The sequence below is a fragment of the Paenochrobactrum glaciei genome (assembly GCF_039522165.1).
Classification (GTDB): domain Bacteria; phylum Pseudomonadota; class Alphaproteobacteria; order Rhizobiales; family Rhizobiaceae; genus Paenochrobactrum; species Paenochrobactrum glaciei.
Genome location: NZ_BAAADE010000003.1, coordinates 387,741 through 413,474 on the forward strand (window position 1 = coordinate 387,741; position 25,734 = coordinate 413,474).

The following is a 25,734-nucleotide window of genomic DNA, read 5'->3' on the forward strand; positions in this document are numbered from 1 at the left end:
CCTATGCTGCGTTGAGTTTCAATTTTAAAATCGGATAAGGTTTACCTTGATCGTCAATATCTGTGCGGCCTGTTTGCACAAAACCCATATGTAAGTAAAAGCCAAAACCTTGGCTGTTTTGCTCATTCACATCAACCGTAATCTGATTGTCAAAAAGTGCTTTTGCATGTGCGATCATTTGCTTACCCACGCCTTTACCGCGCATGCTTGGTGCAATGAAAAGACTGTCAATGTGATTGTCAGTCATTCCCATAAAGCCAACAGGGCTTTCATTTTCTTCCACCACCCAAACTTCAGCATTTGGCAGATATTGCTGGCGCACCATTGTTTCAATTTCTTGAAAATCCGACGGGCTTAAAAAATCATGCGTTGCAAGTGCGCTGTCGCGCCAGATATCAGCCAGAGCAGGTGCATCATTGCTGGTGGATTTTCTGATAGTAATCATTTTTATGTTCCTTAACTGAATTGGAACGTACCAAATAATACATCGCTTACGAAAACACCTAACGGACTTTTTGTCGCAACTTCATTTTTTTAAGCCTTAAACAGACCACAGTCAGGCATACATATAGCTGTAAATCAGCGTAACTGAACGAATGACTATAACTGTTATCGGCGGGCATATTGATGCAAGATAATACTCTGGATTTTTACAACACCAATGCCGTGCAATATGCAGCGGATGGTCTGATAGCGAACCCAAAATTGTCTGGCTTTTTAGCAAAGTGCAAAACGGGTGGCCATATTTTGGAAATGGGAACTGGTTCGGGTGTTGATGCAAGAGCCATTATCGATGCCGGTTTTCAGCTGGATGCCACAGATGGTTCAACTGAACTGGCAGCCATCGCTTCACAACTAATCGGGCAACCTGTACGCCAAATGATGTTCGATGAACTCGATGCGCATGAGACCTATGACGGTATTTATGCTTGTGCTGCCTTAACGCACGCACCGCGTAATCAACTTGGTGCGATCATTCAAAAGATCCATGCCGCGTTAAAACCTGGTGGTGTCGTATGGGCAAGTTTTAAGGTTGGTGGCGGTGAGGGAATGAATGATCTTGGCCGTTTCTATAACTATTTACCACTGTCGGATTTGCTCGATATTTGGCAGAATAATGCATCATGGTCACAGCTGACAATAGATAAATGGCAGGGTAGCGCATATGATAAAAAGCTTACCGAATGGGCGGCAGTTGTTGCGGTTCGCTAGCTTTCAATTTAGCTGTGTTGAAAGAAAAAACGCCACTATGAAATGGCGTTTTGACGTTTTTAAAGTATCAAAACTTAGTTCAAACCAAGCTTACCGCGCAGCGTGGAAAGGTCTTCCGCCAAAGTGTTGACAGCTAGTGCGAGCACTTTGCGATCTTTTTCGTCCAGCTTGTCGTAAGTCTGGTAGCCGTCGCCTTCTTTATATTTGGCAAGCGTTTCATCGACAGTGTTGAAATTGTCGTCAACTTTTTTGACAAATTCGCCTTCTTTTTCTTCAATCAGCGGACGCATCAGATCAAAGATTTTACGTGCGCCATCAAAGTTGCCTTTAAAGTCCCAAAGGTCTGTGTGGCTATAGCGATCTTCTTCACCTGAAATTTTGGTGGCCGCGACTTCTTCCATCAATACGGCTGCACCACCCACTACTTTTTCAGGTGGGAAAGTCAGATCAGCAATGCGCTTGTTTAATTCGCTGACATCAGCCATCAATTTATCGGCAAACGGGGTCAGTTCTTCGGTGGAATTCTTGACCCACAGACCATATTCAATGCGGTGGAAGCCGGTGAATTCTGGATCTTCTTCGGCTTTTTCCCAATCGTCAGCGCGTGAATCGATCGACACGTCAAGATCGTTAAAAAGCTCAGCAATTGGCTCAATTGCTTCATAGCTCAAACGGGTTGAAGCAAAGAGTGACTTCGCTTTTTCAACATCACCGGCTTTAACCGCATCGGTAAATGCTTTGGTGTCTTCTTCCAGCTTCTGGGCTTTTTCGCTGACATAGATTTTATATTCAGCAATAGGCTCAACCAGATCATATGATGCTTCCTGCGCCATAGCCTGCATTGAGAGGCCGGACAGGAACACCGAGGCGACAAGTAAAGATCCAAATTTCATTACAGACGTCCTTGAGTTCAGTTTTGGATTATAGTTTTTGCGTTTTACGGACTGCCTCAACCAAAGAGCGGCCGAGACAGTCTTGGGTATCAACGGCGCCAGGCAGGATATAATAATATCCGCCTCCCACCGGCTTGATATATTCTTCCAGCGGCTCACCATCGAGCCTGCGCTGGACGGTGATAAAGCCCTGTTCCAGATCAGCCTGATAGCAAATGAACAGTAGTCCCTGATCAAGTTGTCCTGACTTGGTAACGCCGTTGGAATAGTTGAACGGGCGGCGCAGCATCAGGTTTTTCTGTGCTGCATGGCTGTGGTCATTAGCCAGCCGGATATGCGCATCGAGCGGCGTAACCGCACCGTCTTGGTCTTTTGTATAGTCGGGCACCTGGCTTTCTTTTTCGCCATCAAGGGGGGCGCCGCTGGCCTTCTTTCGACCAATAATTTGTTCTTGTTCCTGTAGGGGGGTGCGATCCCAGCGCTCAACAAAATTGCGGATGATGCGGACGGCCTGATAGCTGCCATTTAAGGCCCAGTCTGGCTCCGCATTGTTTTCACCCACCCAGACAAGCTGATCCATGAGTTGATTGTCACCGGCATCGGGATTGGCCGAACCATCACGAAAGCCCAGAAAATTGCGCGCACTTTCCACTTCGCCTGTCGGTGACGGTGGAATAACCGGCACATTGCCTTCTTGTTTCCAGCGCAAATAAAGCTGGTCGGACATGGTTTTCAAAATGTCGCGCAGCGCATGGATGATCGTGTCTGGCGTATTGGCGCAAAATTGCAGTGATAAGTCACCGTGGCAGAGATCTGCAACCAAAGCATCATTTTGAAACTTGGTCATCCGTTGCAGCAATTTAGGCTTATGAGCAGCGAGCCAATCATGTTCGGTGAAAAGCGAACTGCCCAAACCCACGGTAATGGTCAGATTATCAGGGCGGATTTCAGGGCCTAAGATGCCGGAATCTGCAGGTGGTAATTTGGGATCGAGATCAGGCGGCGTGCCGCCTTGCATCAGAAAGACTATGCGCTGGGTCAGCGCTTTAAACAAGCGTTCGAGGTCATCGGGCGATTTAACCAGCACATCAAAGGCTGCAATCATACCATGTGCAGGTCGCGCATTAATAATGCCGCTTTGATAGCGTCCGTAAAAAGGCTGGCTTTGATGAAAGCCATTGGCGCTGACTGGCGCGTCGGTGACGTGATGCTCAAGCGGAGCGGCAGAAGGTGTTGCATGGGCAAAACCTGACGTGACACTGCCGCCAAGCGCCAGACCTAATGTTTTCAACACTGTGCGCCGATTGGCGGCATTTTTGTTCAATGGCTGGTTTGTCATTCATTCAGTCCTAAAGCTGCTGACAGATGATCAATGGTTTCGGCAAGTTTAGTTGCCTTGTCTGCCAGTTTCCGGCGCGTATCCGGATCAATATTTTTGTAATCAACTGATGTGTTTCCGGCTGAAACCGCTGCAATTTCAGTGCTGTATTCATTCAAGGCTGCTTTTAATGCAGCCGTTTGTGCCCCAGCAGGATTGATGCTGAGTGGCTCAAAGAGTTTAAATATTTTCTCGATGCTTTCCGCCTGAGCAGCAAACTCGGTTGCATCAAGACCGGCATAGCTATCCGTTCCGTTTAAAATTGGCCCATCGGCCTGTTGTTGCAGAAAGGACGAAGCATGACGCAAAACCAGATCAGGGGTTAGCTTTACGCTTTTCAGGCGATCTTTGAGTCCGTTGAGATCATCGATCAGTTGCTTTGCAAAATTATCTAAACCAGCCGTGCTGTTTTGATCCCATAATCCATATTCAATACGCGGAAAACCGGTAAAGGCTTTATCCTGCTCACGGTTTTCCAGATAAGCGGCCGCTGGGTCGATTTTTGCCGATAAATCGGCAAAGCGACTGGCAATCATCTCGGTGCGGTTATAGGCAGCGCGTGCTTGAACATAGCCGAGGCGAGCTGTCTCAAGATCGCCTTGGCTGATTGCTTTCTGCAATGTATCGGCAGCCCTCAACATGCTGTTGGCTTGCATGATGAGAAACACTTTATACTCCGACAGAATACCAATAAAGGCACGTGTTTCCGGCTTGGCGGCATTGGCATTGGCTGAGTGTTCAGAAGGCGTGACGGTCAAAGACCCACGCGGGTTGGATAATAATCCGCAGGTGATTTGGTAGTCACCCGGCATCAGTTGCGCACGTAAAATCGCCTTCATGCGGGGAATGATGTTTTCACGCTCTTCCACCACCATGACACCGTCGAGGATTTCCCATTCGACAGGGCGATCAGAGAGATTGTGGATTTCAAAACTATGATTGCCGGATGGCAAGGTGAGGTTCATCGGGTTGCAAGCTTTGGCGCCTACCTCAATTTTAATCAGCTCTTCATCATGGTTTTGCGGTTTGTTGACGCTGACATAATAGAACAGGCCACCGGCTGCGATGGCAAGTACACCGGATGCCGCGACTGCCAGTTTCATGAGGACGGGAGAGGTTTGTGTTTTTTGTTCACGCATTACTGATCCTCACGCATGGGCATTTTGTTGAGGCGCAACGGGCCTGAAATAAAGCAGCATCGCGCCAATCAAAAAGACAAAATAAGCCAGAACTTCACCCAAAACCGGTGTCTCGTGATAACCAAGTAAGCCGGATAAGAGCGTGCCAAGCGGGGAGGAGAGCGGCAGGCTTTGGCTTAAATCCCAGACGGGTTGCTGGAGATGGTTCCAGATACCGGCTTCATGCAGATTGCGCAGAGCGCCGGAGAGCAAGCCTGCGGCAACAAAGATGATTAAAATGCCGGTGCAACGGAAAAACAGACGCAAATTTAAGCGCAGACCACCGTGATAGATCAGCAATCCTAAAATGACTGAAACTGCGAGCCCCAAGAATGCACCAAGCGGTGCGCTATAGCCTTCGCTTTGCTGGAAAATTGCCAGCAGGAAAAAGACCGATTCCAGCCCTTCACGCGCCACGGAAAAAAACACCATGCCGATCAGCGCCCAGCTGGCAGAGCGGCTGGCAAATGCCTGATCAATGGAATGCTGCAATTCATCCTTGATGGTGCGGGCAGCTTTTTTCATCCACATCACCATTGACATCAAAACGATGACCGCAATAAAGCCGACAATGGCTTCGAACAATTCTTGTATCTTTTGCGGAAATTCAGCGCTGATCAGTTGCAGCGCCGCGCCTGCAAAAAAGGACAAGGCGATGGCCAGAAAAATACCGATCCATACCGCCGGCATATAATGTGAACGGCCGGTTTTGTTGAGATAGCTGGCAATAATACTGGTGAGAAGGGCGGCTTCAAGCCCTTCACGCAACATGATCAAAAAAGGTGCTAGCATTTATAATGTACTCTCGGAGTTAAATGCAGACTAGATTTTTAGATATAGATATAAACAGGCTTCAGGATTCACAGGAAAAGTCGTGCCTATAACGGCAAATCACGCGATAATCATTCCTAAAACAGTCACCTTTTATAGAATTTTATGAAAATCGACAATCAAAAACCGACATATAAGTGCTAAATATATAGTCTAAACAGGAAGGAAACTTCTGCTGAAAGAGCGACTGGCACTCAGCTAATGACGGACAATCCCTTCGTTGATCACTCATGTCAGTTGTAATCACATTCATTTTGCATGCGATATATAAGTTTAAGATTTACTGAAATCATTTGATTGCTAAAGGTCCGGAAATCACAATAAAGGGCAAAGAATGCCGTGTAATAATGTTAACTTCTATAAATCACAGGATTTATTATGAAAATTAAAGCTTTGCCTATTGTCGCAACATCTCTTTTGGCACTGCCGCTTTTGTCATCCGTTTCATTTGCGGATGAACAGAGCGATCAGGTTTACAATTCGGCACGTAATCAGCTTGGTATGATTAAATATTGTGCGGAAAATGGCCATCTTCCAACAGAAGCTGTTGCTGCATTTGAGAAGATTGTAGCCGTTCTGCCTGTTGCTTCTGATAAAGCTGTTAGCGACAAATATGAAGCTGAAGGTGTTGCCGGTAATAGCTATGACGGCACACAAGTTGTTTCCCTGAAAGACATTTCAGCTGGTATGGGCTCAAGCATTGCCGACTATTGCGCAACCTATAAATCACTGATTGCTCAATAAGTTTTTTTGAGATTAAAAATTGAGCGCAGCAGATGAAAATTCTGCTGCGCTATTTTCAAATAGTGTAAGCTTCGTATATAGAGTTTGAAAGCTCCAGAATATTTGAAGTTGGAATAAAATTGGACATTTCTTTTCATCAGGCATCGGCACGTTTTGCAGATAGAGAAGTGCTTGCACCTTTATCCTTGCGCCTGACGGAAAGACGCATTGGCATTATTGGCCTTAATGGTTCTGGAAAGACGACTTTCTCCCGTATGATCAATGGTTTGGTTTTGCCGGATCAAGGCCGTGTCACCACCAATGGTTTTGATACACGACAGGATGCAGCAAAAGTTCGCGAATGTGTTGGCTATGTTTTTCAAAATCCGGCTAATCAAATTGTTTTGCCTCTCATTAAAGATGATATTGCACTTGGATTAAAAGCACGTGGTCTTAGCAAAGTTGAGACTGAACAAGCTGTCGGCAATGTTTTAAAACGTGTGGGAATTGAGCATCTGGGTGAGCGCCGCGCTCATGAATTATCGGGCGGTGAAGTGCAACTTGCGGCTTTGGCTTCTGTTCTTGTAACTCAGCCTGATATCGTGATTTTGGATGAGCCAACCAACCAGCTGGATTTAAAAAATCGCAATATGGTTGAGCGCGCAATTGCAGATCTGCCTGAAAATATCATTGTTATAACACATGATTTATCGCTGCTTGATGGATTTGAGCGCGTTATCTTGTTTCATCAGGGCAAAATTGCAGCCGATGATTGCGCAAGTAAAGCAATTGAAAGATATCTTGAGATTGCCAAATGATTATGAGCGAAGGGCGTGGGACTGCGGGTGTTGAAACCGGATTTTTATACCGAATTCGCCCAGCGATTAAACTCTGCGCTTTATTTTTGCTGAGCATCGCGCTTTTTTCAACCCACTCACTTCTCATTTTAGGTGGTATTGCCGGCATTGTTTTTGTTGGTGCTTTGATCATGTGTCGTGCCGCGTTCAAGCAATGGCTGCGTACATGGGTGCTTTTGCTCACCATTGCAGTGGTCGTTATATGGACCGCATTTGCAATAAGCCCGGAAGCGGCACTCATTACTTTGCTGCGTCTTGCCAGTTTAAGTTTGTTTGCAACAATGGTGACTGTCACCACCAGCATTGGCCAGTTTATTGATACGATTACGAATTTTTCCCGCCCGCTGGAGAAAACAGGTCTGGCCAATGCGCGGGATATCGGCTTGGCGATCGGGCTTGTCATTCGTTTTATACCGGATGTGCAGGCTCGATATCGCGCTGTTGCGGACGCGCATCGTGCACGCGGTTTAAAATTACGGCTTTCTACGATTATTGTACCAATGGTCATCGGCACCTTGCAAAGTGCGGAAGATATTGCCAATGCCATTGATGCGCGCAATATTCGCGGACCTCAGGAAAAGCTATAAGGGATTTAACATGCAGACTAAGTCACTGGTTATGATTGCTCTTTTTACTGCGATCATTGTTGTCTTGGGGCTTATCCCGCCTATTATGCTGACATTTATACCAGTGCCGATCCATGCGCAAAGTATGGGCGTTTTGCTGGCCGGTGTCGTCCTTGGTGCGCGCGGCGGCACACTATCAGTGCTGTTATTAATTGGACTTGTCGCGATTGGCTTGCCGGTTTTAGCGGGTGGGCGTGGTGGTTTAGGTGTGTTTTTTAGCCCAACTGCAGGTTATCTGGTTGGTTTTTTACCAGCTGCTTTTCTAACCGGCTTGATTGCTAGCAAAGTTACAGCAACCACAAAAACGGGTTGGCCGATATTTACCGGTTTGATGTTTGCTGCAGTGATTGGCGTGATTGCCGATCATATCTTTGGTGTTGTGTGGTTAGTGATCTATATCGGGCTTTTACCAAAAGACGCACTGATCGGTGATCTGCTGTTTGTACCGGGAGATCTGATTAAGGCCGCCATCGCAGCCTATATTGGTCAATTCATTTTCCAAAATTTTGGCCGCCGATTGATGGTGTGAATGAAATCCAATAGGCTTGAAAAGAGTCGCGATCTTTCACGTTAAGATCTTGGATCAAAGTCTCAGCTGTCGCGGGCTTGCTCCGCATATTAAAGAAAGTGCTTTTTATGTATCTTGGTCTTGATATGGGAACTTCGGCGATTAAAGCGCTGCTGATGAATGACGATCACACCGTGATTGCCTCTGCGACTGCTGAACTTTCTATCTCGCGTCCTATGGTTGGATGGTCAGAGCAAAATCCGTTGGACTGGTGTCAGGGCACAATAGACGCACTCGCAGTTTTAAAGAAATCTCATGCCCGTGAATTAGCAATGGTGCAGGGCATTGGGTTGTCAGGTCAGATGCATGGCGCAGTATTGCTCGGCGCAAATGATGAAGTGCTGCGTCCGGCAATTTTGTGGAATGATACGCGAAGCCATATTCAGGCTGCAAGATTGGATGCCGACCCGCAATTTCGTACTATTACCGGCAACATCGTCTTTCCAGGCTTTACAGCACCAAAGCTGGTTTGGGTGAAAGAAAATGAACCGGAAATATTTTCGCGTGTTCGAAAAGTGTTGTTGCCGAAAGACTATTTAAGACTTTGGCTGGCGGGTGAATATATATCCGATATGTCGGATTCATCCGGCACATCATGGCTGAATACGGCTGAACGTAGATGGTCGTCAGAGCTTCTTGATAAGACTGATATGACCATTGAGCAAATGCCGGATTTGGTGGAAGGAACCGATCAGGCTGGACGGTTGCGCCCTGAGATTGCAGAATTATTGGGATTGCCGGTCGGCACGATTATTGCAGGCGGTGGCGGTGATAATGCAGTGTCTGCTTGTGGTGTTGGCACAGTGACGGCCAATCGTGCCTTCATTTCACTTGGCACATCAGGCGTCCTGTTTGCAGCTAATGATCAATATCGTCCGAATGCCGACAGTGCGGTTCATAGCTTCTGCCATGCTTTGCCACAAACATGGCATCAAATGGGAGTGATTTTATCAGCTGCGGATTCATTAAATTGGTTTGCCAAAATCAACGATAAAAAAGCTGCGGATCTGACCGCAGAACTAGGCGATGATTTAAAAGCACCGGGACTTGTACGGTTTTTGCCATATCTGTCGGGGGAACGGACCCCTCATAATGACGCTTTGATACGCGGAAGCTTTGTCGGGTTGGCACATGGAAATAGCCGTGCCGATCTGACCCAAGCCATTCTCGAGGGCGTTTCTTTTGCTATCCGCGATAATTTTGAAGCTTTGCGTGTGGCCGGAACCACTATCGAAAGTGTGACTGCGATTGGTGGCGGTTCACGCTCGCATTATTGGCTTGCTTCGATTGCGACTGTTTTAGGTATTCCGATTGAAGTGCCGCAAGATGGTGATTATGGCGCAGCATTCGGTGCGGTGCGATTGGGTATGATCGCGGCACATAAGCTTGATCCGGTTACAGTATGCAAAGCACCCGTAACCGGACACATTATTGAGCCTGTAGAGCAGTTACGCTCTGTCTATGAAGATGCCTATCAGCATTATCGCTCGGTTTATCCGGCCCTTAAGTCCATTCATGACTTTTCCACATAGGCTCTAATTAGCGAATGATGGGTAGGCGAGTGTCATCTTCTTGCCGCCGCCAGTAATACTGGAAGAAGATCCAGAACTTTTCGGATAGATAAAATAATTCGTGTTTTATATCAGGCAGCAGGAGCTGCCTGATTTTCGTCTACACGCACCATATGACCAGGGCTGACCTCATGATAAATGCGGGCAGGCGGCACATAGCTTAACGGGCGGATCGGGCTGCGGATTTCATCATTGCTGACAGCACGGCTCATATGACGGCGTGCAGGATCTGGCACCGGAACCGCCGACATCAGTTTGCGTGTATATGGATGCTGAGGATTAGCAAAAATGCTTTCGCGTGGTCCGATTTCAACGATCTCACCCAAATACATTACCGCAACACGATGGCTGACACGTTCAACCACAGCCATATCATGGCTAATGAAGAGGTAGGACAAGCCCAGTTCTTCTTGCAGATCAAGCAACAGATTAACCACCTGCGCTTTGATAGAAACGTCGAGAGCCGAGACAGATTCATCCGCAATGATTATGCTAGGATCAAGCGCCAAAGCACGGGCAATCGAAATACGCTGGCGTTGACCACCGGAAAACTCATGTGGATAACGACGCAACATATCAGCCGAAAGACCGACCTTTTCCATCAGGCTTGCTGCTTTATCACGCGCCTGCTGGCGAGTGCCAAGACCATGCGCCAGAAATGGCTCTGTCAGTGCTGATGCAACCGACATACGCGGATTGAGACTTGCGAACGGATCCTGAAAGATCATCTGAACTTTTCTGCGCATTGCTGTCAGTTCATTTTTGCGCATCGTGCGGACGTTTTTACCGTCCAGCAAAATTTCACCTTCGCGGCTGTCGGTCAAACGCATGATGGAGCGGCCGATCGTGGATTTACCACAACCGGATTCACCCACAAGCGCCAGTGTCTCACCTTTAAACAAATCAAAAGATACATTTTCAACCGCGTGAACAGCACCGGTTTTACGGCCTAACCAGCCGCCGGTTACATCAAAGCGGGTAACAAGATTGCGTACCTGCAAAACAGGTGCTGACATGTCAACCGGAGCATCCAGCGGCAAAGCTTCGCCTGCAATGCCGGTATCTTTATCAACAATGCCAAAACGCTGCGGATATTGCAGACCAGTCATGGAGCCCATGCGCGGCACCGCAGCCAGAAGTGCGCGGGTATAAGGGTTTTCCTGATGATCAAAAATCTGTTCAGTCGGGCCGCTTTCAACCGCATTACCGCGGAACATCACAACGGTGCGATCAGACACCTCAGCCACCACCCCCATATCATGGGTAATGAAGAGCACAGCCATATGCTCTTCTTCCTGAAGTGTTTTGATCAGGTCAAGAATTTGCCCCTGAATGGTCACGTCCAGGGCAGTGGTTGGCTCATCGGCAATGAGCAGCTTCGGATTGGACGCAAGCGCCATAGCAATCATCACACGCTGACGCATACCGCCTGAAAATTCATGCGGATAGGATGAAAGACGCTTGTCAGCATTGGGAATTCGCACTTTTTCAAGCAAGCGAATTGTTTCAGCGCGCACATCTTCTTTTGACATGGTGCGATGTGCTGTCAGCGCTTCACCGATTTGACGGCCAATGGTGAAAACCGGATTGAGCGATGTCATCGGCTCCTGAAAAATCATAGCGACTTCAGTACCGCGTAATTTGCGCATTTCAGCTTCATCAATGCCAATCAGCTCACGTCCGTTTAGCTTGATGGAGCCTGAAAGACGTGTGCCTTTACGGTTTAAAAGCCCCATAACAGAAAGTGAGGTGACACTCTTACCGGAACCGGATTCACCAACAATTGCAACTGTTTCGCCCGGCATGACATCAAATGAAATACCGTGCAAAACCTCATGCCATTCGCCGTCGACGAGGAAAGAGGTTTTCAGATCCCGGATTGAAAGAACAGGTTGAACTTGGTTGGTCATGGTCTTCTCACTTTTGTTACTTGCAAGGCCGTGTTGCCACGGCCTTGAGCGACATTTTTTAGCGCTTATTCAAGCACAATCGCACCGCCATATGTACCACGGCGGGTAATGGCTGCTTCCAGTTTATTGTCAGGATGATAAACGGCGGCACTCACACGTCCGATACTGCCTGCCGGCACGACCTGAACTTTGTGGCCACGCTCATTCAGCGCATCAACAGTTGTTTGCGGCAAATCAGCTTCGGCAACAACACCACCCGGCTCACGCGAGCGGGGATAAAAGCTTGATGGCATATGTGTGGAATGGAACATCGGCGCATCAAGCGCAGATTTCAAATCCATATTGCCATGCACATAACGCAGGAAGAACAACAACTGCCATTGATCCTGCTGATCACCACCTGGTGTACCAAAGCTCAAACGGCGGCCATCTTCATGCCAGCCAAGGCTTGGCGACAATGTGGTGCGCGGACGGTTGCCCGGTTTAAGCGATGTTGGAAGACCTTCTTCCAGCCAGAACATTTGCGCCCGTGAATTGAGGCAGAAGCCCAAACCAGGAATGGTCGGTGAGCTTTGCAACCAGCCACCAGACGGGGTAGCCGAAACCATATTGCCCCAGCGGTCAATCACATCAAGATGCACAGTGTCGCCGCTTGGTGTGCGACGCAAATGCGCCATTGTCGGTTCATAAACAGCACCTGCCGGACGGCTTAGTCTTTCAAACAGGTCAAGCATACGGGCGCGTTGATCTGCAAAGCCTTCCGGTGTGCCCGGATTGAGGCTGTTGTCTGCTTTATCGCCAATCAATGCGCGGCGCGCCTCATAATAGGCTGGCTGCAACATTTCTTTGATCGGAACAGGTGATTTGGCCGGATCACCATAATAGGTATCACGATCAGCAAAGGCGAGTTTTTCGGCTTCGATAACCAGATGCGCAAATTCGTTGCCCAGCGGATCAAGCGATGACAGATCATAACCGGCCAGCAATGACAAAGTTTGCAGCAGAACTGGACCTTGTCCCCAGGCATCGGTTTTGGCAATTGTCCAACCCTGATATTGGAAGGTCAGCGGCTCTTCATAAGAAGCGCTGTAACCAGCCATATCTTCGGCAGTCAGAACACCGTGATGCGTTGAACCACTGGCATCCATGGCCTGCATTTGAGCACAAAACTCGCCAATGCGTTCCGCCACAAAACCGCGGTAGAAAACATCGCGTGCTGCATCAATACGGGCTTCACGACTGTCGCCTACGGATTCTTTAAGAATACGCTGCCATGTTGCGGCCAGTTCCGTATTCCGGAAAAGGCTGCCCTTGGCCGGAGCTTCACCATTCGGCAACCAAAGATCAGCAGAACCCTGCCAATGTTTGCGGAAGAAATCAGCAAGACCGGCAATTGTATCAACTGCACGATCAAGGATCGGATGCCCTTCATCGGCAAGTTTGATGGCAGCGGCCATGACATCGGCCAATTCCACCGTGCCGTGATCACGCAGCATCAGCATCCAGCCGTCAAAAGCACCCGGAATAACTGTCGCCAAAAGGCCGTCACCCGGAATGAGTTCCAGACCTTCATTGCGGTAGTGCTCAAGAGTAGCACCGGCAGGAACAGGGGCTTGCGCACATAAAATCTGTGCTTTGCCGTCTTTCCATAAAATGGCAGGTAGATCACCGCCGGGGCCATTCAAATGCGGCTCTACCACTTGCAAGACTAGACCGGCAGCCACAGCGGCGTCAAAAGCATTGCCGCCGCGTGCCAGAATATCTGCACCTGCGCGGGTTGCCAGATCGTGAGTTGAGGCAATTGCGCCTTTCATAGTCATTCTCCTTAGAATTCCGATGTGATTTTCAGCTAATAATTTTAGCCGTTGTCACGCGGATCAAGCGCATCACGCAATCCATCGCCCAATAGGTTGAAGCCCATTACAACCAAGAAAATTGCCAGACCAGGCCATATTGCCATATGCGGCGCCTGTGTCAGGAAGTTTTTGGCTGTTGCCAACATTGAGCCCCAGCTTGGTGCGGGTGCCTGCTGGCCAAGGCCGAGGAAGGAAAGCGAAGCTTCAGCAATAATTGCACTGGCGATTGTCAATGTTGCCTGCACCAAAACGGGTGCAAAAATATTCGGCAAAATGTAACGCGCCATAATACGTATATGGCTGAGGCCAATGGAACGCGCGGCATCAACATATTCTTCGGTTTTCACCGCCATCGCCTGTCCGCGGGTAAGGCGGATAAAGACGGGCATTGCAGAAACACCGATTGCAATCATCGCATTGGTGAGGCTCGGCCCCAAAAAGGCTGCAAGTGCAATGGCCATAATCAGAAATGGCATGGCAAGCAAAGCGTCGGTAACGCGTGCGATAACCTGATCTGTCCAGCCACCAAAATAACCGGCCAGCATGCCAAGCGGCAAGCCTAGTGCGACAGCAATCATCACGGAGATAACACCGGCCTGAAGCGAAGCGCCTGCACCATAAATCATGCGCGAGAATATATCGCGTCCCAGTTCATCTGTGCCCAGCCAATGAACGGCTGATGGCGGCTGACGAATGGCTGTCCAGCTTGTCAAAATCGGATCGGCCAAGGGAAATAATGGCCCAAGAATTGCGACAAGAATAAAGAAAATAACAACAATGCCGCCTAAAACGGCACTGCGGTTGGATTTGAACTTTGCCCAAACACGGTTTTTATGACGACGCGGTGCAGGGGCTGCAGCAGTTTTCGTTGCGGTACTCACAGGCTTGCCCTCATGCGCGGATTAAGTACAAAATAAAGCAGATCAGCGAGGAGGTTGATCAGGATAAAGGATGTTGCCGTTACCAGCACAACGCCCTGAACAACGGCATAATCGCGGTTGAACACAGCATCAACAATCATTTTACCAAAACCCGGAATGGTAAAGATCTGCTCAGTCAGAACAGCACCTGCCAAAAGCTCACCAAACATGACTGCGGAAAGCGTAATGATCGGCAAGAGAGCATTGCGGAAAGCATGCTGCAAGATCACAACTTTTTCACGCAAACCTTTGGCGCGCGCGGTGCGCACATAATCTTGCTGCAAAACACTCAGCATCGCCGAACGTGTATGGCGCATCAAAGATCCGGCAATGGCTGTACCAAGTACAAAAGCAGGCATTAATGTGGTTTGCAGACTGCGCCAAGGATCATTGAATGGTGTTTCATAGCCCGATGCCGGCAGCCAGCCTAAATTGACGGAAATAAGCAGGATCAGCATAATGCCGAGCCAGAAATTGGGGACGGACAAACCGGAAAGCGCAACAAAGTTGGCCAGATAGTCCCAAACCGTGCCTTTTTTCACAGCCGAAATCACACCCGCAGGAATACCGCACAGGGTTGCGAAAATCATAGCCATAACAGCAAGCTGAATGGTGACGGGCAGTTTCTGCGCGATCAGTTCGGTTACCGGCAGGCCGGTGCGCAAAGATGTACCGAGATCACCATGCAAAACATCTTTAAGCCAATAGATATATTGCCAGATCAGCGGATCATTCATGCGATATTTTTCACGCAAGAACGCAATCGTTTCCGCGTCGCGGCTTTCACCGGCCATCACGAGGATCGGATCACCAGGCAGAAGCTTTTGCAGCAAGAAAACAAATACCGAAATCAAAAACAAAGTCGGTATAGCCACCAAAAGGCGGTTGAGGAAATAGCGCAACATGATGTGCGTCTCCTTAATTCAAGGCTTCGCCCGATGTTTTAAAACATCGGGCGAAGTAGTCTATTAGTTGGAGACATTACGCAGACGAATGATACCATCAGCATAAGGTACGAAGCCTTCGATACCTTTACGCACCGTGTAGAAATATTTCAGGTGGTAGAGATAAAGCAGCGGAAGATCGTGCTGAAGGATTTCAGTTGTCTTGTCGTAAAGTTCTTTACGAACTTTTGGATCTGGTTCTGCACGTGCCTGATCAAGAAGCTTATCTACTTCCGGATTGGCATATTTCACGTCATTGTTTGAACCGGTTTTATGCACGAATGAATGGATGTTGGCATCCGGATCAATACGGCCTGACCAGCCCTGCAAGGACATGTCGAAATTACCGGCAGCATTTTCTGAAAGCATGGTTGCAAATTCAGAAGTGCGCAGTGAAATGTTGAAGCCAGCTTCAGCAGCCATCGCCTGAATGACCTGACCACGCTGCTGTGAAACAGGATCGTTGCCGGTTGACATTTCAATATTGAGCGGCAGTTCTACACCAGCTTCAGCAAGAAGCTGTTTGGCTTTTTCAACATCACGTGCAGGAACAGGGAATTTTTCATCATACCATGCGCTGCCTGGGGCAGCCCACTGATTGCCGGGTACATAAAGGCCTTCAAAAACAACCTGATTGAGAGCTTCACGGTCAATTGCCAAAGAAAGTGCCTGACGTACCAACGGGTTAGCACCCAAAGGTTTTTCTGCACGCGGGCCATTGCCGACATTAATCATGATGCCCTGATAGCCAATATTGGCAACTTCAAAAAGCTGCAAACGGTCATCGGTACGGATGGACGGCACATCGGAAGGCGCGGTGCGCTCTACGATATCCAGGTCACCGGCGCGAACGTTAGCCAAACGAACAGTGGTGTCCGGAATTGGCATCAGGATAACGCGGTCATAATTATATTTGTCTGCTTCCCAATATTCAGGGAATTTTTCCAGAACGATACGGTCGCCTTCAACGCGGCTGACAAAAGAGTAGGGGCCTGTGCAAACCGGCTTCTGACCAAAGTTTTCACCTGCTGCATCAGCAGCATCTGGTGAATACATACGACCCGCATGGTGAGCAAGCTGGGCAATAAGCGTGACATCAGGCGCCTTCAGCGTAATGGTCAGCTCATGTTCGCCAGTTGCTTCCACTTTTTCAATGGAGGCAAGTTCTGCCTTACGATTGGACAGTTCGAAATTCATATTGCGTTCAAGAACGCGGCGCGCTGAATCTGCATTGAAAGGTGTTTTGTCGTGGTGCAGAACGCCTTGACGTAATTGCATAACCAGCTGACGGCCATCATCAGACCATTTCCACTCGGTCGCAAGTTCCGGAATGATCTGCATCTTTTCATCTGTATTGAACAGACGATTGCAAAGCGGTTCATAAACAATTGAGGAAACAAATGTACGGGAGCGCACAGGATCAAGAGAATCCGGGTCCTCATTGAGGCCGATACGAATATCTTTCGCATGGGCGGCGCCAGCCGAAACAACCGTGGCGAGCAATGCAGCTATAATAGCTTTGCGGGTCATGGCATTCTCCTTGTTAAATCATGAATTTATGAGCAGGACTCGAGAAAGCCATACTCAGCCCCGTAAGGGCATAGTGCTGTTATTATGTCTTTTGAGCAGATTCTTATATATAAACAAGATGTTTAACGAATTCTTTGGGAGAAATTGCGTGGGTAAGTCATCCAGCGCATGAAAATTGCGCGTTGAAGATACCTGTCGCGTGGCTGGGTTTACGATAAGCCTAGCTATATTTATATTTACTTCCTCCCCCGGTCGCTCCTTGCTCATGGAGCGATGAGCGTTTTCCGCTCTTTTGCCTAAAAGAGGCTAAGTTACAGAATCATATTAGGCAATTAATACGATAGTCGTATGAACATCTTGCCTGAGGTGTTCTTTTTTATTAATATAATCAATGCGATAATTTAAACTTATGTCTTTATTTCTTTTATCAGTAATGCAGCATTGACTTATATTTATTCAAATGTGATTTCCCTCTTTCGCAAATATTTGAGCAATTAAATTGAGCTAGGATAAGCCATGAATGCGCTGATCGGTGGTATCGACTTTGGTACGTCTAATTCGACCGTTGGAATTGTAAAAAACGGTACGCCGCAGCTGGTTGCTCTGGAAAAAGGTCAAGTGACGCTGCCAAGCGCGATTTTTTATAATTTTGAAGATAACCAGACCTATTATGGCCGCCACGCTATTTCTGAATATATGGAAAATGTTGATGGTCGTTTGATGCGGGCGCTGAAAAGCGTGCTGGGCACGTCATTGATCAACACAAAAACGCAGGTTAAAGCGCGTTCGATGGCATTCACCGATATTCTGGGTGAATTTATCGGTCATCTGAAATCCCATCTTGATCATGCGCAAGGCGGCAATGTTGAACATGTTGTTTTCGGTCGTCCGGTTTATTTTGTTGATGGTAATGAGACAGCGGATCAGTCCGCGCAAGACCAATTGGAGGCGATTGCCCGTGAACAAGGGTTCAAAGAAATTGCCTTTCAGTTCGAGCCGATTGCGGCAGCGCTGAATTATGAGCAGAGCGTAAAAAAAGAAGAGCTTGCACTGATCGCGGATATTGGTGGTGGTACTTCTGACTTTTCGATTATTCGCGTTTCACCGGATCGTGCCGGCGCGTCAGATCGTAAAGGCGATATTCTGGCTAATACTGGTGTTCATATCGGCGGAACTGATTTTGACCGGCTGTTTAGTCTGGCTCATGTCATGCCTGAGCTGGGCTATCAAACACTGACGAAAGACGGCAAACGCAATCTGCCGGTGAGTTACTTTATTGATCTTGCGACATGGCACCGTATTAATCTGCTCTATTCCAATAAAGCAAAATCAGACTTGCGGGAGATGCGCTATGAGGCGGCAAAACCTGAATTGCTGGATCGAATGATTGACATCGTTAATGAAAAGCAAGGTCATGCGCTAGCTGGTTGCGTTGAGAAGGCCAAGGTTTCACTGACTGATGAAACTGAAACCAATATTGCGCTGGAATTATCAGAAGAGCGTTTGAATATTCCGGTTAGCCAAGCGGATTTGAACCTTTCCATTGAGCGGGCCGTTGTTAAAATTGGCGATACAGTCACCAAAACATTATCGGATGCAGGTATTAAACCGTCTGAAATTGATACGGTGTTTTTGACTGGTGGTTCCACTGCCATTGAAAGTGTCAGGCAAAATATCTTGCATTTAATGCCGGATGTTAAAGTGGTGGAAGGTGATATGTTTGGTAGTGTCGGGCTTGGGCTTGCCTTGGACGCATCACGTAAATTTAGATAAGTATTTTTATTGGTGAAGCTTATAGAAACACCAGATAATTCTTATTAAGCAATAAAGAAATTTTGGGTTGCGGCACGTTTTATTTCATGCCGCAATCCATGTATATTAAACAGGCGTCGTAAAAGGATGGCGCTCATCAGAGTAATTGCCTGCGATAATATGTGAGACAATACCATCGTCACGCCATTCATGCATCATGAAGGCACCAGGCTCCAAGCTCAAAGTGTGCGGGTTTTCGACACGCTGATCAATCGTCACAGTATGGGATGTTCCCGGTGCGATAAGACCAATTGCCTTCCCAAAAGAACGTGTGACTGAACGATGAACATGACCACAAACGAGGCGCACTTCTGCCGGATGACTCTCAATAATTTTTGAAAGCTCAGCACTATCGCGCAGATTATTGATATCCATAGGGATAATGCCAGTGTTGAATGGCGGATGATGCATACCGACAACAACAGGTTTACTGCCCAGATTTTTTAAAGTGTCGGATAAGAATGCAAGTGCATCGGGTTGCAGTTCACCATGATGGTGGCCTTCAACCAGCGTGTCCAGACATATTAGGCCGAAGTCACTGAATTCCGCCGACCAGTTGATACCTCCGCTTTCAGGCATCCAATCCTGATCTTGAAAAGCCGTACGCATGTTTTCGCGTAAATCATGATTTCCCGGAACCACGCGAACCGGTAAAGCTAAATCAGCCATGATGGAGCGAAAACGTGCATATTCTTCCGCTGTACCGAAGTCGGTAATGTCACCGGTAACAATCACCATATCAACCTTGCCCCAAAGAGGGAGGTTTCTGTTGATGGTTGCCACGGCTTGTTGGAGTGCTTTACCTGTGTCAACGACACCATAACAAAGCGTGCCCTCAGGGACGATATGCGGATCGGAGAGTTGAATAATACGTGTCATTCTGCATTCGCTTCCTTGGGCAATAACATCAGCGCAGACGGGTTGATTGATATTTTCACGTCATCGCCGACAGATGGAGCACTTTGACCAAAATGCTGCCCGTAAAGCCGCTCTCTTCCTAAACCGGATAATGTGAGGCGGTAATGCGTCCCCAAAAATGTTACGCCTTCAACCTTGGCTGTGAGCGATCCTTGCGGATCAATACGTACATCTTCCGCTCGGACGAAAACTGACTTGTCAGTTCCATCTTCCGATAGCTCGAGTGTCCCGCCTTCAGTCACAAAGCGACGGCCATCGGCTTTGCCGGAAAGTTCCATGGCATGGCCGACAAATTCAGCAACGAAGCGGGATTTAGGATTGCGATATAGTTCTTCCGGTGTGCCGATCTGCATAATGCGGCCATGCGACATGACCACGACACGGTCAGCAATTGCCATGGCCTCATCTTGATCATGGGTCACGAAAATTGCAGTGATTTTAAAACTGCGAAGTAATCCGGCCAATTCATCACGAAGTTGATCACGCAGTGCTGCGTCCAGTGCAGAAAGCGGCTCATCCAGCAAAAGAATGCGTGGACGCGGTGCAAATGCACGCGCCAATGCTACGCGCTGACGCTGACCGCCGGATAGAGCCGTGATTGCCCGGTCAGCATAAGGCTCCAGCCTGCAAAGGCTTAAAACTTCATCAACACGACGGTCTATTTCTGCTTGAGGCAGTTTTTGCATTTTCAAGCCATAGGCAATGTTTCTGCGTACCGACATATTGGGAAACAATGCGTAAGACTGGAAAACCATCCCGATTTTACGTTTTTCAACGGGGTAATCGGTAACATTGTCTTCACCAAACCAAATTTCGGCGCCTTTATCAGGGCGCTCCAAGCCAGCCACCAAACGCAAAAGTGTAGTTTTGCCACAACCGGATGGGCCGAGCAGTGAAATAATTTCGCCCGGTTGCACATGCAGATCGGTCGGTATTAGCGCCACTGTACCATCGGGATAAGTTTTGGAGCCATTTTTAAGTGTAAGCGTCATTTCGCAATCCTCTGCGCTCGTGCGCTCGCCCATTGCATGGCCATGAGCAGGGGGACAATGATGATGAAAAAGACCAGCGTGTAGGCAGAAGCAACTTCAAGTCGCATGGAGGCGTATGCATCAGCAAGACCTACAGGCAGTGTCTTTAAATAAGGGGTGTGCAACATCCAGGTCAGGTTAAATTCGCCAATAGACAGTGTTACCACTGTGAGGGAACCTGCCAAGATACCGGGCATCGCATTGGGCACAATAACATCACAGAACCGACGCCATGGTGAAGCACCGAGGGAAGCTGCACCTTCTTCTAATGTTTTCAAATCCATGGCGGCAAAAACTGCCAAAACAGAACGCACCATGAAAGGCAATGTGTAAAGCACATGCCCTACCAGAATAAATGTCCATGACGTTCTAAAGCCTGTCATCGTGCCATAGACCTGCAAAAGAGCGAGTGCCAAGGCAAGGCCTGGAACGGCAAGCGGCAAGGAAATAAACTCTTCCAAAATACGGGACATCCGGCCTGGATTACGGGCAAGTCCGTAGGCTGCCGGAATGCCGATAATCAAGGTGCAGATCAAACAGGCAATGGCCAGCCATATCGAAAGAAAGATACTGTCGAGATAGAGATCAAGAACCTGCTGCACCCATTTGAGCGTTAATCCGGAACTGATGCCGCGAAAATAATTAGCCGTGACACCGGTTAGAACCGATTGGAAAGTCGGCACCAATAAAAAGGCACAGGTTACGATGGTGACTGCAAGCTGGGCTATACGTGTGAATGAAATTCGCATGATCAACCTCCACCAGCAACGCTTGCGCCGGAAATGCTACGTGCAACCAAAAGCATGATCCATGTTACCAAACCAAGCAGAATGGAAAGAGCCGAAGCCATCGCAATATTGGCAGACAGAGTGAACTCGGTGTAGATCACCATCGGCAGCACATCGATATCGGTGGCGAGTGTGAATGCTGTACCAAAAGCCCCCATCGCTGTTGCAAAAGCGATGGCGCCAGCAGCGATCAGTGACGGCATTAATCCCGGCAAAATCACATCGCGGATCACTTGAAAAGACCCTGCACCTAACGAGCGGGCTGCTTCTTCCAGCGAACGGTCTAATTTTTCGGTTGCGGCCATCACGGTTAAGAGAACGCGCGGTATGGAAAAATACAAGTAACCAAGAAAGAGGCCAAACATCGTATAAGCAAAAATAACTTCACCCGATGTAATCTGGGCAAATAAACCCTGACGACCACCTAGCAGAATGATTAGAAAGCCGATCACCACACCAGGGAAGGCGAGGGGCAATGTCAAAACGGATAATATTAGTCCTCGTCCGCGGAACTGATTGCGGGCAAGAAATAATCCGACAGTCGTGGAAATCGTTAAAGCGGCAACTGTCGTTGCAAGCGAGACAACGACCGTTTGCATGAGGGCGGATATATATCTAGGCGTAGTGAGAATTTGCCAAAAGATACCCCATCCGGCATCACTGGAGCCTGCGCTCATTACCAGCCTTGTGAGCGGCAGAGCGAGAAACGCCAGCGTAAATATGAACAGCGGCAAAAAACACAGCTGCACGAACAAACGCGTGTTCATGTTGGGTTTCCTGAGTTTCAAAGATGGAACGTCCGACATTATAACCGGTAAGCCATGCTCACCGGTTATATTGGCCAAGACCTGAGTTATTATCGCACTTCGTTGAGATAACGTTCACCCAACGGGGCTTGTGCTGCTTCCAGTGCATCATAATCAACCGATGCCGCGCGCTCATATTCAGAGGCTGGCAGGAAGCGGTCTGATACGTCTTTAGGGAGTTCAACTGGACGGGACGGCTTCAAATAGGCATTTGCCCAGATTTGCTGACCTTCATCAGAAAGTACATAATCGAGCACTTTCTTGGCAGCTTCCGGATGTGGTGCATTTTTAACAAGGCTCATGACATATGGCACACTGATGGTGCCTTCGCACGGAATGACAAATTCAAAATTGCCATCTTCTTCGTATTTTGCACGATAAGCGTTGAAATCATAATCAAACAAAATGGACATTTCGCCGGAAACAACGCGTGCATAGGCTGTCTGCTTTGGTACAATCGGACGATTGGCTTGCAATTCGCGGAAATAATTGATGACCGGATCAAAGTTCTTGAGATCGCCGCCCATACCGTGATTGACCGCGATTGCAGCAGCATAACCGGCAAAAGCGGATGACGGATCTAGGTAACCAACCATGCCCTTATATTCCGGTTTAAGCAGGTCTGCGTAGCATTGTGGAACTGGTGCGCCACCGAGGGCATCCACATTTACAAAAAAGCCGATTGTTCCATAATGGACTGCAAACCAGTTACCTTCCGGATCTTTGAGGCCTTCAGGTACATCTTCAATTTTTGCAGGTTTATATGGCTCGACGACGCCTTCGCGTTTGGCAGTGGTTCCGCCGGTTATGCCGTAATATACTACATCAGCAACCGGGCTGCCACGTTCGGCAAGAATTTGGCTAAGTGCCTGACCGGAGTTTTTGTTGTCGAGCGGGATCTGGATGTCCAGATTTTTGTCGATTGCTTTCAGCATTGTTGCCCAATCCGCCCATTGTGGCGGGCAATTGTAGCAAACTGCCGGTTCTGCTTGTGCAGGTATGCTATAAGTACTTGCAACCAGTGCTAAGGTAAATATATGTTTCTTCATAGTCTCTGATCCACCATTTTATATTTGGGCAGGGATTTTGCCGGCAGAGAAGTTGCAGCTTTTTTGCCGGCGCCTGGATAAAGGGGAATGTTTAATACGACACCGGACCCAGGCTCCCCCCGGGCCTGTACTCAAAGCCCACTTCAATCGGGCTAAATGACTGTGTCGTATTATTCTGTTCAGCCTGAACCAATCCGGCCACATTACGTCCCATTTCATACGGATATGTGACAATCGTTGCCAAAGTGGGCTCCATCATCAGGCCAAAATCAATTCCATCAAAACCAATGATCGAAATATCTTGAGGAACTTTTTTGCCGAGCTGACGTAAGGTCGCAATTATAGCGATTGCCAGCTGGTCATTGGAGGCAAAAATACCGGTGATTTCCGGATGATTATTGAGAAATGTTTGGAGTTGCGTCGTCAGAAAAACGCTATTCTCGTCAACTTCTAGAATAGCAGGTTCTGCAAGCATTAATGCTTCACAGGCAGCCTTCAATCCGCTCAAACGTTGTGCTGAGCGATCAGAGCGGTTGAGCCTTAGGGCGACATAACCCAGATGTTGATGCCCCATTTTGCTGAAAGCTTGCCCGACATGTCTGGCAGCTTCATAATTGTCAACGCCGCAATCCAAAGAGAGGTCCGGCCCGCTGTTAAATAGTAATCGATAGGGCAGGCCGCGGCTGCGTAATAAATCTAAGGCAGCAGAATTCTGTGCATCCGAAACGGTCAGCACCATCGCATCCACACGTTTAGAAATAAGGTTGCGGACTGCTTTGAGTTCCTGCTCCGGATCATAATTACTGCATGACAGCAAAAGTTGCTGGCCGTTTTCGACCGCAACATCTTGTATGCCTTGCACAGCTGCTGAATAAACAGGATTGGAGATAGAAGGGACAACACATCCGATTGTTTGTGTTTTACGGCTTCGCAGTGAGCGGCCAAGATCAGATATTTCAAAGCCCAGCTCTGCGGCGGCTTTGAGCACTTTTGCACGGAGTTGGGGGCTGACCTGCCCCTTATTATTGACCACCCGGCTTACGGACGCAATTCCACAACCCGCCAAATGCGCTACGTCTTTTATCGTCGCTTCGTGATGACGGCTTGCGTCTTCCATATCGGCCTTTCCCGTTTTGGAAACGTTTCCATTTTTATTTGGTTTCTGTCAAGAGGCTGTCATCACTTTGGCCTTTTGATCGATAATCATGAGTGGAAAGGTGTGAAAACACACATGAAAGCTGATATTTGGGAAATTTAACGTCAGCTTTAGTGTGGGATACTGATAAGGTTTTGCTGTTTTAGTAGGTGAAACAGCAAAACATCTCAGGCAGGTTACTCCCGCCTGAGATATTCATAAACGCGGATAAATTTTGCTCAAAGCCAGTTTTTCAATGCGTTCAAATCCAGATTGCCGCCTGAAATCACTAAAACAAGCGGGCCATCACCCTTTGTTATTTCTGGCTGTGCAAGAGCTGCAGCAAGTCCCGCGCAGGCAGCTGGTTCCGGCATGATCTTCAGTCGGGACATTAAAATCTTCATAGCCTCAATAATCTGCTCATCATTGACTAAATGAACTGTTTCAAAGCGTTCTTTAATCAGATCAAAACAGAGTTCGCCTGCGGAAGGCGCTGCTAATCCATCTGCTATGGTAGAAACAACCGGCAACCGGACAGCTTTACCGCTTGTAAGGCTTTGCGACATAGCAGCGGCACCTTCCGGTTCGACACCCCAAAGACGTACAGCGTGGTTTTGTGCAATTGCTGCTTTTGCGATACCGCCGGACATGCCGCCGCCGCCAATGCCCATGACGATGTCAGCCACATCAGGCAGGTCTTCGAAAATCTCAAGGCCAAGGGATGCGTGACCTGTCATCAGATCATCATTGTCATAACTTGAAATATAAGTGAGGCCTTCACGCTCAGCATGGTCGAGGCAGAATTGCGCTGCTTCTTGCGGTGTGCCATGCAGGATCACTTGCGCGCCATAGCTTTTGGTTGCTGCAACCTTGGTTGGGTTGGCACTTGCAGCCATGACAACTGTGCTTGCGATGCCAAGTACGCCGCCTGCATAGGCCAGACCTTGCGCTGCATTTCCGGCTGAAAAAGTTATTGTGCCGCGCGCAGCAGCTTCCGGCGGCAGTTGCATCATCGCCCACAACATACCGCGTGGTTTATAAGAGCCTGTGCGCTGGAAGAGCTCTGCCTTTACCCATGTTTCGCGCCCCAGCAAAGATGAGAGATAGCGTGAGTGCCACAATGGTGTGCGGTGAATATAGGGTGTGATTGCCGCGCGTGCTTCGTTTAAATCTTTAATTTTTATCATTTTAGCCCCTT

Annotated in this window: 24 protein-coding genes; 7 read left to right on the top strand and 17 right to left on the bottom strand. The window is 48.2% G+C overall.

The features are described 5' to 3' along the window. Position 1: 1 nt before the first annotated feature. The gene (locus tag ABDZ76_RS11345) at positions 2–445 is read right to left on the bottom strand and encodes an acetyltransferase (RefSeq protein ID WP_343805490.1); all 444 of its coding nucleotides are present in this window, start codon (positions 443–445) and stop codon (positions 2–4) included. A gap of 182 nt (positions 446–627) precedes the next feature. Between ABDZ76_RS11345 and ABDZ76_RS11350 the strand changes: the two genes are divergently transcribed. After that, entirely contained in the window at positions 628–1,212 is a 585-nt protein-coding gene (locus tag ABDZ76_RS11350) for a class I SAM-dependent methyltransferase (protein WP_343805492.1), read from the top strand. 74 nt (positions 1,213–1,286) lie between these two features. On the opposite strand, the gene efeO (ABDZ76_RS11355) is transcribed toward ABDZ76_RS11350, so the two are convergent. The 4 genes from efeO (ABDZ76_RS11355) to efeU are packed head-to-tail and all read right to left on the bottom strand — an operon-like array spanning position 1,287 to position 5,453. Continuing rightward, on the bottom strand, positions 1,287–2,105 hold the full coding sequence (gene efeO / locus ABDZ76_RS11355; RefSeq protein WP_343805494.1) for an iron uptake system protein EfeO: 819 nt from the start codon (positions 2,103–2,105) through the stop codon (positions 1,287–1,289). A gap of 28 nt (positions 2,106–2,133) precedes the next feature. Continuing rightward, positions 2,134–3,444, bottom strand: coding sequence for an iron uptake transporter deferrochelatase/peroxidase subunit (gene efeB / locus ABDZ76_RS11360; protein ID WP_343805496.1), 1,311 nt, complete (start codon positions 3,442–3,444; stop codon positions 2,134–2,136). Beyond that, complete coding sequence (efeO, locus tag ABDZ76_RS11365; protein WP_343805498.1) at positions 3,441–4,622, bottom strand: iron uptake system protein EfeO; 1,182 nt, start codon at positions 4,620–4,622, stop codon at positions 3,441–3,443. The genes efeB and efeO (ABDZ76_RS11365) overlap by 4 nt, the downstream gene beginning before the upstream one ends. A 9-nt stretch (positions 4,623–4,631) precedes the next feature. After that, positions 4,632–5,453, bottom strand: coding sequence for an iron uptake transporter permease EfeU (gene efeU / locus ABDZ76_RS11370; RefSeq protein WP_343805500.1), 822 nt, complete (start codon positions 5,451–5,453; stop codon positions 4,632–4,634). Positions 5,454–5,870: 417 nt separating this feature from the next. Here efeU and ABDZ76_RS11375 point away from each other — a divergent pair, with 417 nt between their 5' ends. The 5 genes from ABDZ76_RS11375 (at position 5,871) to xylB (ending at position 9,798) form a co-directional block, all read left to right on the top strand. Next, on the top strand, positions 5,871–6,236 hold the full coding sequence (locus tag ABDZ76_RS11375) for a hypothetical protein (protein WP_343805502.1): 366 nt from the start codon (positions 5,871–5,873) through the stop codon (positions 6,234–6,236). A gap of 119 nt (positions 6,237–6,355) precedes the next feature. After that, positions 6,356–7,033, top strand: coding sequence for an energy-coupling factor ABC transporter ATP-binding protein (locus ABDZ76_RS11380; protein ID WP_343805504.1), 678 nt, complete (start codon positions 6,356–6,358; stop codon positions 7,031–7,033). Further along, the gene (locus tag ABDZ76_RS11385; protein ID WP_343805506.1) at positions 7,030–7,659 is read left to right on the top strand and encodes an energy-coupling factor transporter transmembrane component T family protein; all 630 of its coding nucleotides are present in this window, start codon (positions 7,030–7,032) and stop codon (positions 7,657–7,659) included. The genes ABDZ76_RS11380 and ABDZ76_RS11385 overlap by 4 nt, the downstream gene beginning before the upstream one ends. Positions 7,660–7,669: 10 nt before the next feature. Next, complete coding sequence (locus ABDZ76_RS11390; protein WP_343805508.1) at positions 7,670–8,227, top strand: biotin transporter BioY; 558 nt, start codon at positions 7,670–7,672, stop codon at positions 8,225–8,227. A gap of 107 nt (positions 8,228–8,334) precedes the next feature. Continuing rightward, complete coding sequence (gene xylB / locus ABDZ76_RS11395) at positions 8,335–9,798, top strand: xylulokinase (protein WP_343805511.1); 1,464 nt, start codon at positions 8,335–8,337, stop codon at positions 9,796–9,798. 110 nt (positions 9,799–9,908) lie between these two features. On the opposite strand, the gene ABDZ76_RS11400 is transcribed toward xylB, so the two are convergent. The 5 genes from ABDZ76_RS11400 to ABDZ76_RS11420 form a co-directional block, all read right to left on the bottom strand. Next, positions 9,909–11,747 carry an ABC transporter ATP-binding protein gene (locus ABDZ76_RS11400; protein WP_343805513.1) on the bottom strand — a complete coding sequence of 613 codons (1,839 nt, stop codon included), beginning with the start codon at positions 11,745–11,747 and terminating at the stop codon, positions 9,909–9,911. A gap of 65 nt (positions 11,748–11,812) precedes the next feature. Further along, positions 11,813–13,561 carry a gamma-glutamyltransferase family protein gene (locus ABDZ76_RS11405; protein WP_343805515.1) on the bottom strand — a complete coding sequence of 583 codons (1,749 nt, stop codon included), beginning with the start codon at positions 13,559–13,561 and terminating at the stop codon, positions 11,813–11,815. A 44-nt stretch (positions 13,562–13,605) separates the two neighbouring features. After that, on the bottom strand, positions 13,606–14,484 hold the full coding sequence (locus tag ABDZ76_RS11410) for an ABC transporter permease (RefSeq protein ID WP_343805517.1): 879 nt from the start codon (positions 14,482–14,484) through the stop codon (positions 13,606–13,608). Continuing rightward, the gene (locus tag ABDZ76_RS11415) at positions 14,481–15,428 is read right to left on the bottom strand and encodes an ABC transporter permease (protein WP_343805519.1); all 948 of its coding nucleotides are present in this window, start codon (positions 15,426–15,428) and stop codon (positions 14,481–14,483) included. The genes ABDZ76_RS11410 and ABDZ76_RS11415 overlap by 4 nt, the downstream gene beginning before the upstream one ends. 63 nt (positions 15,429–15,491) lie before the next feature. Beyond that, the gene (locus ABDZ76_RS11420) at positions 15,492–16,997 is read right to left on the bottom strand and encodes an ABC transporter substrate-binding protein (RefSeq protein WP_343805521.1); all 1,506 of its coding nucleotides are present in this window, start codon (positions 16,995–16,997) and stop codon (positions 15,492–15,494) included. A 516-nt stretch (positions 16,998–17,513) separates the two neighbouring features. Here ABDZ76_RS11420 and ABDZ76_RS11425 point away from each other — a divergent pair. Then, positions 17,514–18,770 carry an Hsp70 family protein gene (locus ABDZ76_RS11425; RefSeq protein WP_343805523.1) on the top strand — a complete coding sequence of 419 codons (1,257 nt, stop codon included), beginning with the start codon at positions 17,514–17,516 and terminating at the stop codon, positions 18,768–18,770. A gap of 105 nt (positions 18,771–18,875) precedes the next feature. Here ABDZ76_RS11425 and ABDZ76_RS11430 read toward each other — a convergent pair whose 3' ends face one another. From ABDZ76_RS11430 to ABDZ76_RS11460, 7 genes are all read right to left on the bottom strand, one after another. Beyond that, positions 18,876–19,688: a phosphodiesterase gene (locus tag ABDZ76_RS11430; protein WP_343805525.1), complete on the bottom strand. Its 813-nt coding sequence runs from the start codon at positions 19,686–19,688 to the stop codon at positions 18,876–18,878. Then, positions 19,685–20,719, bottom strand: a complete 1,035-nt coding sequence (locus ABDZ76_RS11435; protein ID WP_343805527.1) for an ABC transporter ATP-binding protein — start codon at positions 20,717–20,719, stop codon at positions 19,685–19,687. The genes ABDZ76_RS11430 and ABDZ76_RS11435 overlap by 4 nt, the downstream gene beginning before the upstream one ends. After that, positions 20,716–21,507, bottom strand: a complete 792-nt coding sequence (locus tag ABDZ76_RS11440; RefSeq protein ID WP_343805529.1) for an ABC transporter permease — start codon at positions 21,505–21,507, stop codon at positions 20,716–20,718. The genes ABDZ76_RS11435 and ABDZ76_RS11440 overlap by 4 nt, the downstream gene beginning before the upstream one ends. A 2-nt stretch (positions 21,508–21,509) precedes the next feature. Continuing rightward, entirely contained in the window at positions 21,510–22,313 is an 804-nt protein-coding gene (locus ABDZ76_RS11445) for an ABC transporter permease (protein ID WP_343805531.1), read from the bottom strand. A gap of 89 nt (positions 22,314–22,402) precedes the next feature. Continuing rightward, positions 22,403–23,401 carry an ABC transporter substrate-binding protein gene (locus tag ABDZ76_RS11450; protein WP_343805533.1) on the bottom strand — a complete coding sequence of 333 codons (999 nt, stop codon included), beginning with the start codon at positions 23,399–23,401 and terminating at the stop codon, positions 22,403–22,405. Positions 23,402–23,492: 91 nt separating this feature from the next. Beyond that, positions 23,493–24,518 (bottom strand): LacI family DNA-binding transcriptional regulator, encoded by a 1,026-nt coding sequence (locus ABDZ76_RS11455; RefSeq protein ID WP_343805535.1) that lies wholly within the window; start codon positions 24,516–24,518, stop codon positions 23,493–23,495. Positions 24,519–24,775: 257 nt separating this feature from the next. Then, positions 24,776–25,723 carry a threonine ammonia-lyase gene (locus tag ABDZ76_RS11460; RefSeq protein WP_343805537.1) on the bottom strand — a complete coding sequence of 316 codons (948 nt, stop codon included), beginning with the start codon at positions 25,721–25,723 and terminating at the stop codon, positions 24,776–24,778. Between the last annotated feature and the right edge of the window lie 11 nt (positions 25,724–25,734).

Coding starts and splice junctions, on each gene's coding strand:
- ABDZ76_RS11345 (WP_343805490.1), bottom strand. CDS start 445: ATGATTACTATCAGAAAATCCACCAGCAATGATGCACCTGCTCTGGCT.
- efeO (WP_343805494.1), bottom strand. CDS start 2,105: ATGAAATTTGGATCTTTACTTGTCGCCTCGGTGTTCCTGTCCGGCCTC.
- ABDZ76_RS11440 (WP_343805529.1), bottom strand. CDS start 21,507: ATGCGAATTTCATTCACACGTATAGCCCAGCTTGCAGTCACCATCGTA.
- xylB (WP_343805511.1), top strand. CDS start 8,335: ATGTATCTTGGTCTTGATATGGGAACTTCGGCGATTAAAGCGCTGCTG.
- ABDZ76_RS11430 (WP_343805525.1), bottom strand. CDS start 19,688: ATGACACGTATTATTCAACTCTCCGATCCGCATATCGTCCCTGAGGGC.
- ABDZ76_RS11450 (WP_343805533.1), bottom strand. CDS start 23,401: ATGAAGAAACATATATTTACCTTAGCACTGGTTGCAAGTACTTATAGC.
- ABDZ76_RS11460 (WP_343805537.1), bottom strand. CDS start 25,723: ATGATAAAAATTAAAGATTTAAACGAAGCACGCGCGGCAATCACACCC.
- ABDZ76_RS11375 (WP_343805502.1), top strand. CDS start 5,871: ATGAAAATTAAAGCTTTGCCTATTGTCGCAACATCTCTTTTGGCACTG.
- efeU (WP_343805500.1), bottom strand. CDS start 5,453: ATGCTAGCACCTTTTTTGATCATGTTGCGTGAAGGGCTTGAAGCCGCC.
- ABDZ76_RS11455 (WP_343805535.1), bottom strand. CDS start 24,518: ATGGAAGACGCAAGCCGTCATCACGAAGCGACGATAAAAGACGTAGCG.
- ABDZ76_RS11415 (WP_343805519.1), bottom strand. CDS start 15,428: ATGTTGCGCTATTTCCTCAACCGCCTTTTGGTGGCTATACCGACTTTG.
- ABDZ76_RS11390 (WP_343805508.1), top strand. CDS start 7,670: ATGCAGACTAAGTCACTGGTTATGATTGCTCTTTTTACTGCGATCATT.
- ABDZ76_RS11445 (WP_343805531.1), bottom strand. CDS start 22,313: ATGAACACGCGTTTGTTCGTGCAGCTGTGTTTTTTGCCGCTGTTCATA.
- ABDZ76_RS11420 (WP_343805521.1), bottom strand. CDS start 16,997: ATGACCCGCAAAGCTATTATAGCTGCATTGCTCGCCACGGTTGTTTCG.
- ABDZ76_RS11350 (WP_343805492.1), top strand. CDS start 628: ATGCAAGATAATACTCTGGATTTTTACAACACCAATGCCGTGCAATAT.
- ABDZ76_RS11405 (WP_343805515.1), bottom strand. CDS start 13,561: ATGAAAGGCGCAATTGCCTCAACTCACGATCTGGCAACCCGCGCAGGT.
- efeB (WP_343805496.1), bottom strand. CDS start 3,444: ATGACAAACCAGCCATTGAACAAAAATGCCGCCAATCGGCGCACAGTG.
- ABDZ76_RS11400 (WP_343805513.1), bottom strand. CDS start 11,747: ATGACCAACCAAGTTCAACCTGTTCTTTCAATCCGGGATCTGAAAACC.
- ABDZ76_RS11385 (WP_343805506.1), top strand. CDS start 7,030: ATGATTATGAGCGAAGGGCGTGGGACTGCGGGTGTTGAAACCGGATTT.
- efeO (WP_343805498.1), bottom strand. CDS start 4,622: ATGCGTGAACAAAAAACACAAACCTCTCCCGTCCTCATGAAACTGGCA.
- ABDZ76_RS11425 (WP_343805523.1), top strand. CDS start 17,514: ATGAATGCGCTGATCGGTGGTATCGACTTTGGTACGTCTAATTCGACC.
- ABDZ76_RS11435 (WP_343805527.1), bottom strand. CDS start 20,719: ATGACGCTTACACTTAAAAATGGCTCCAAAACTTATCCCGATGGTACA.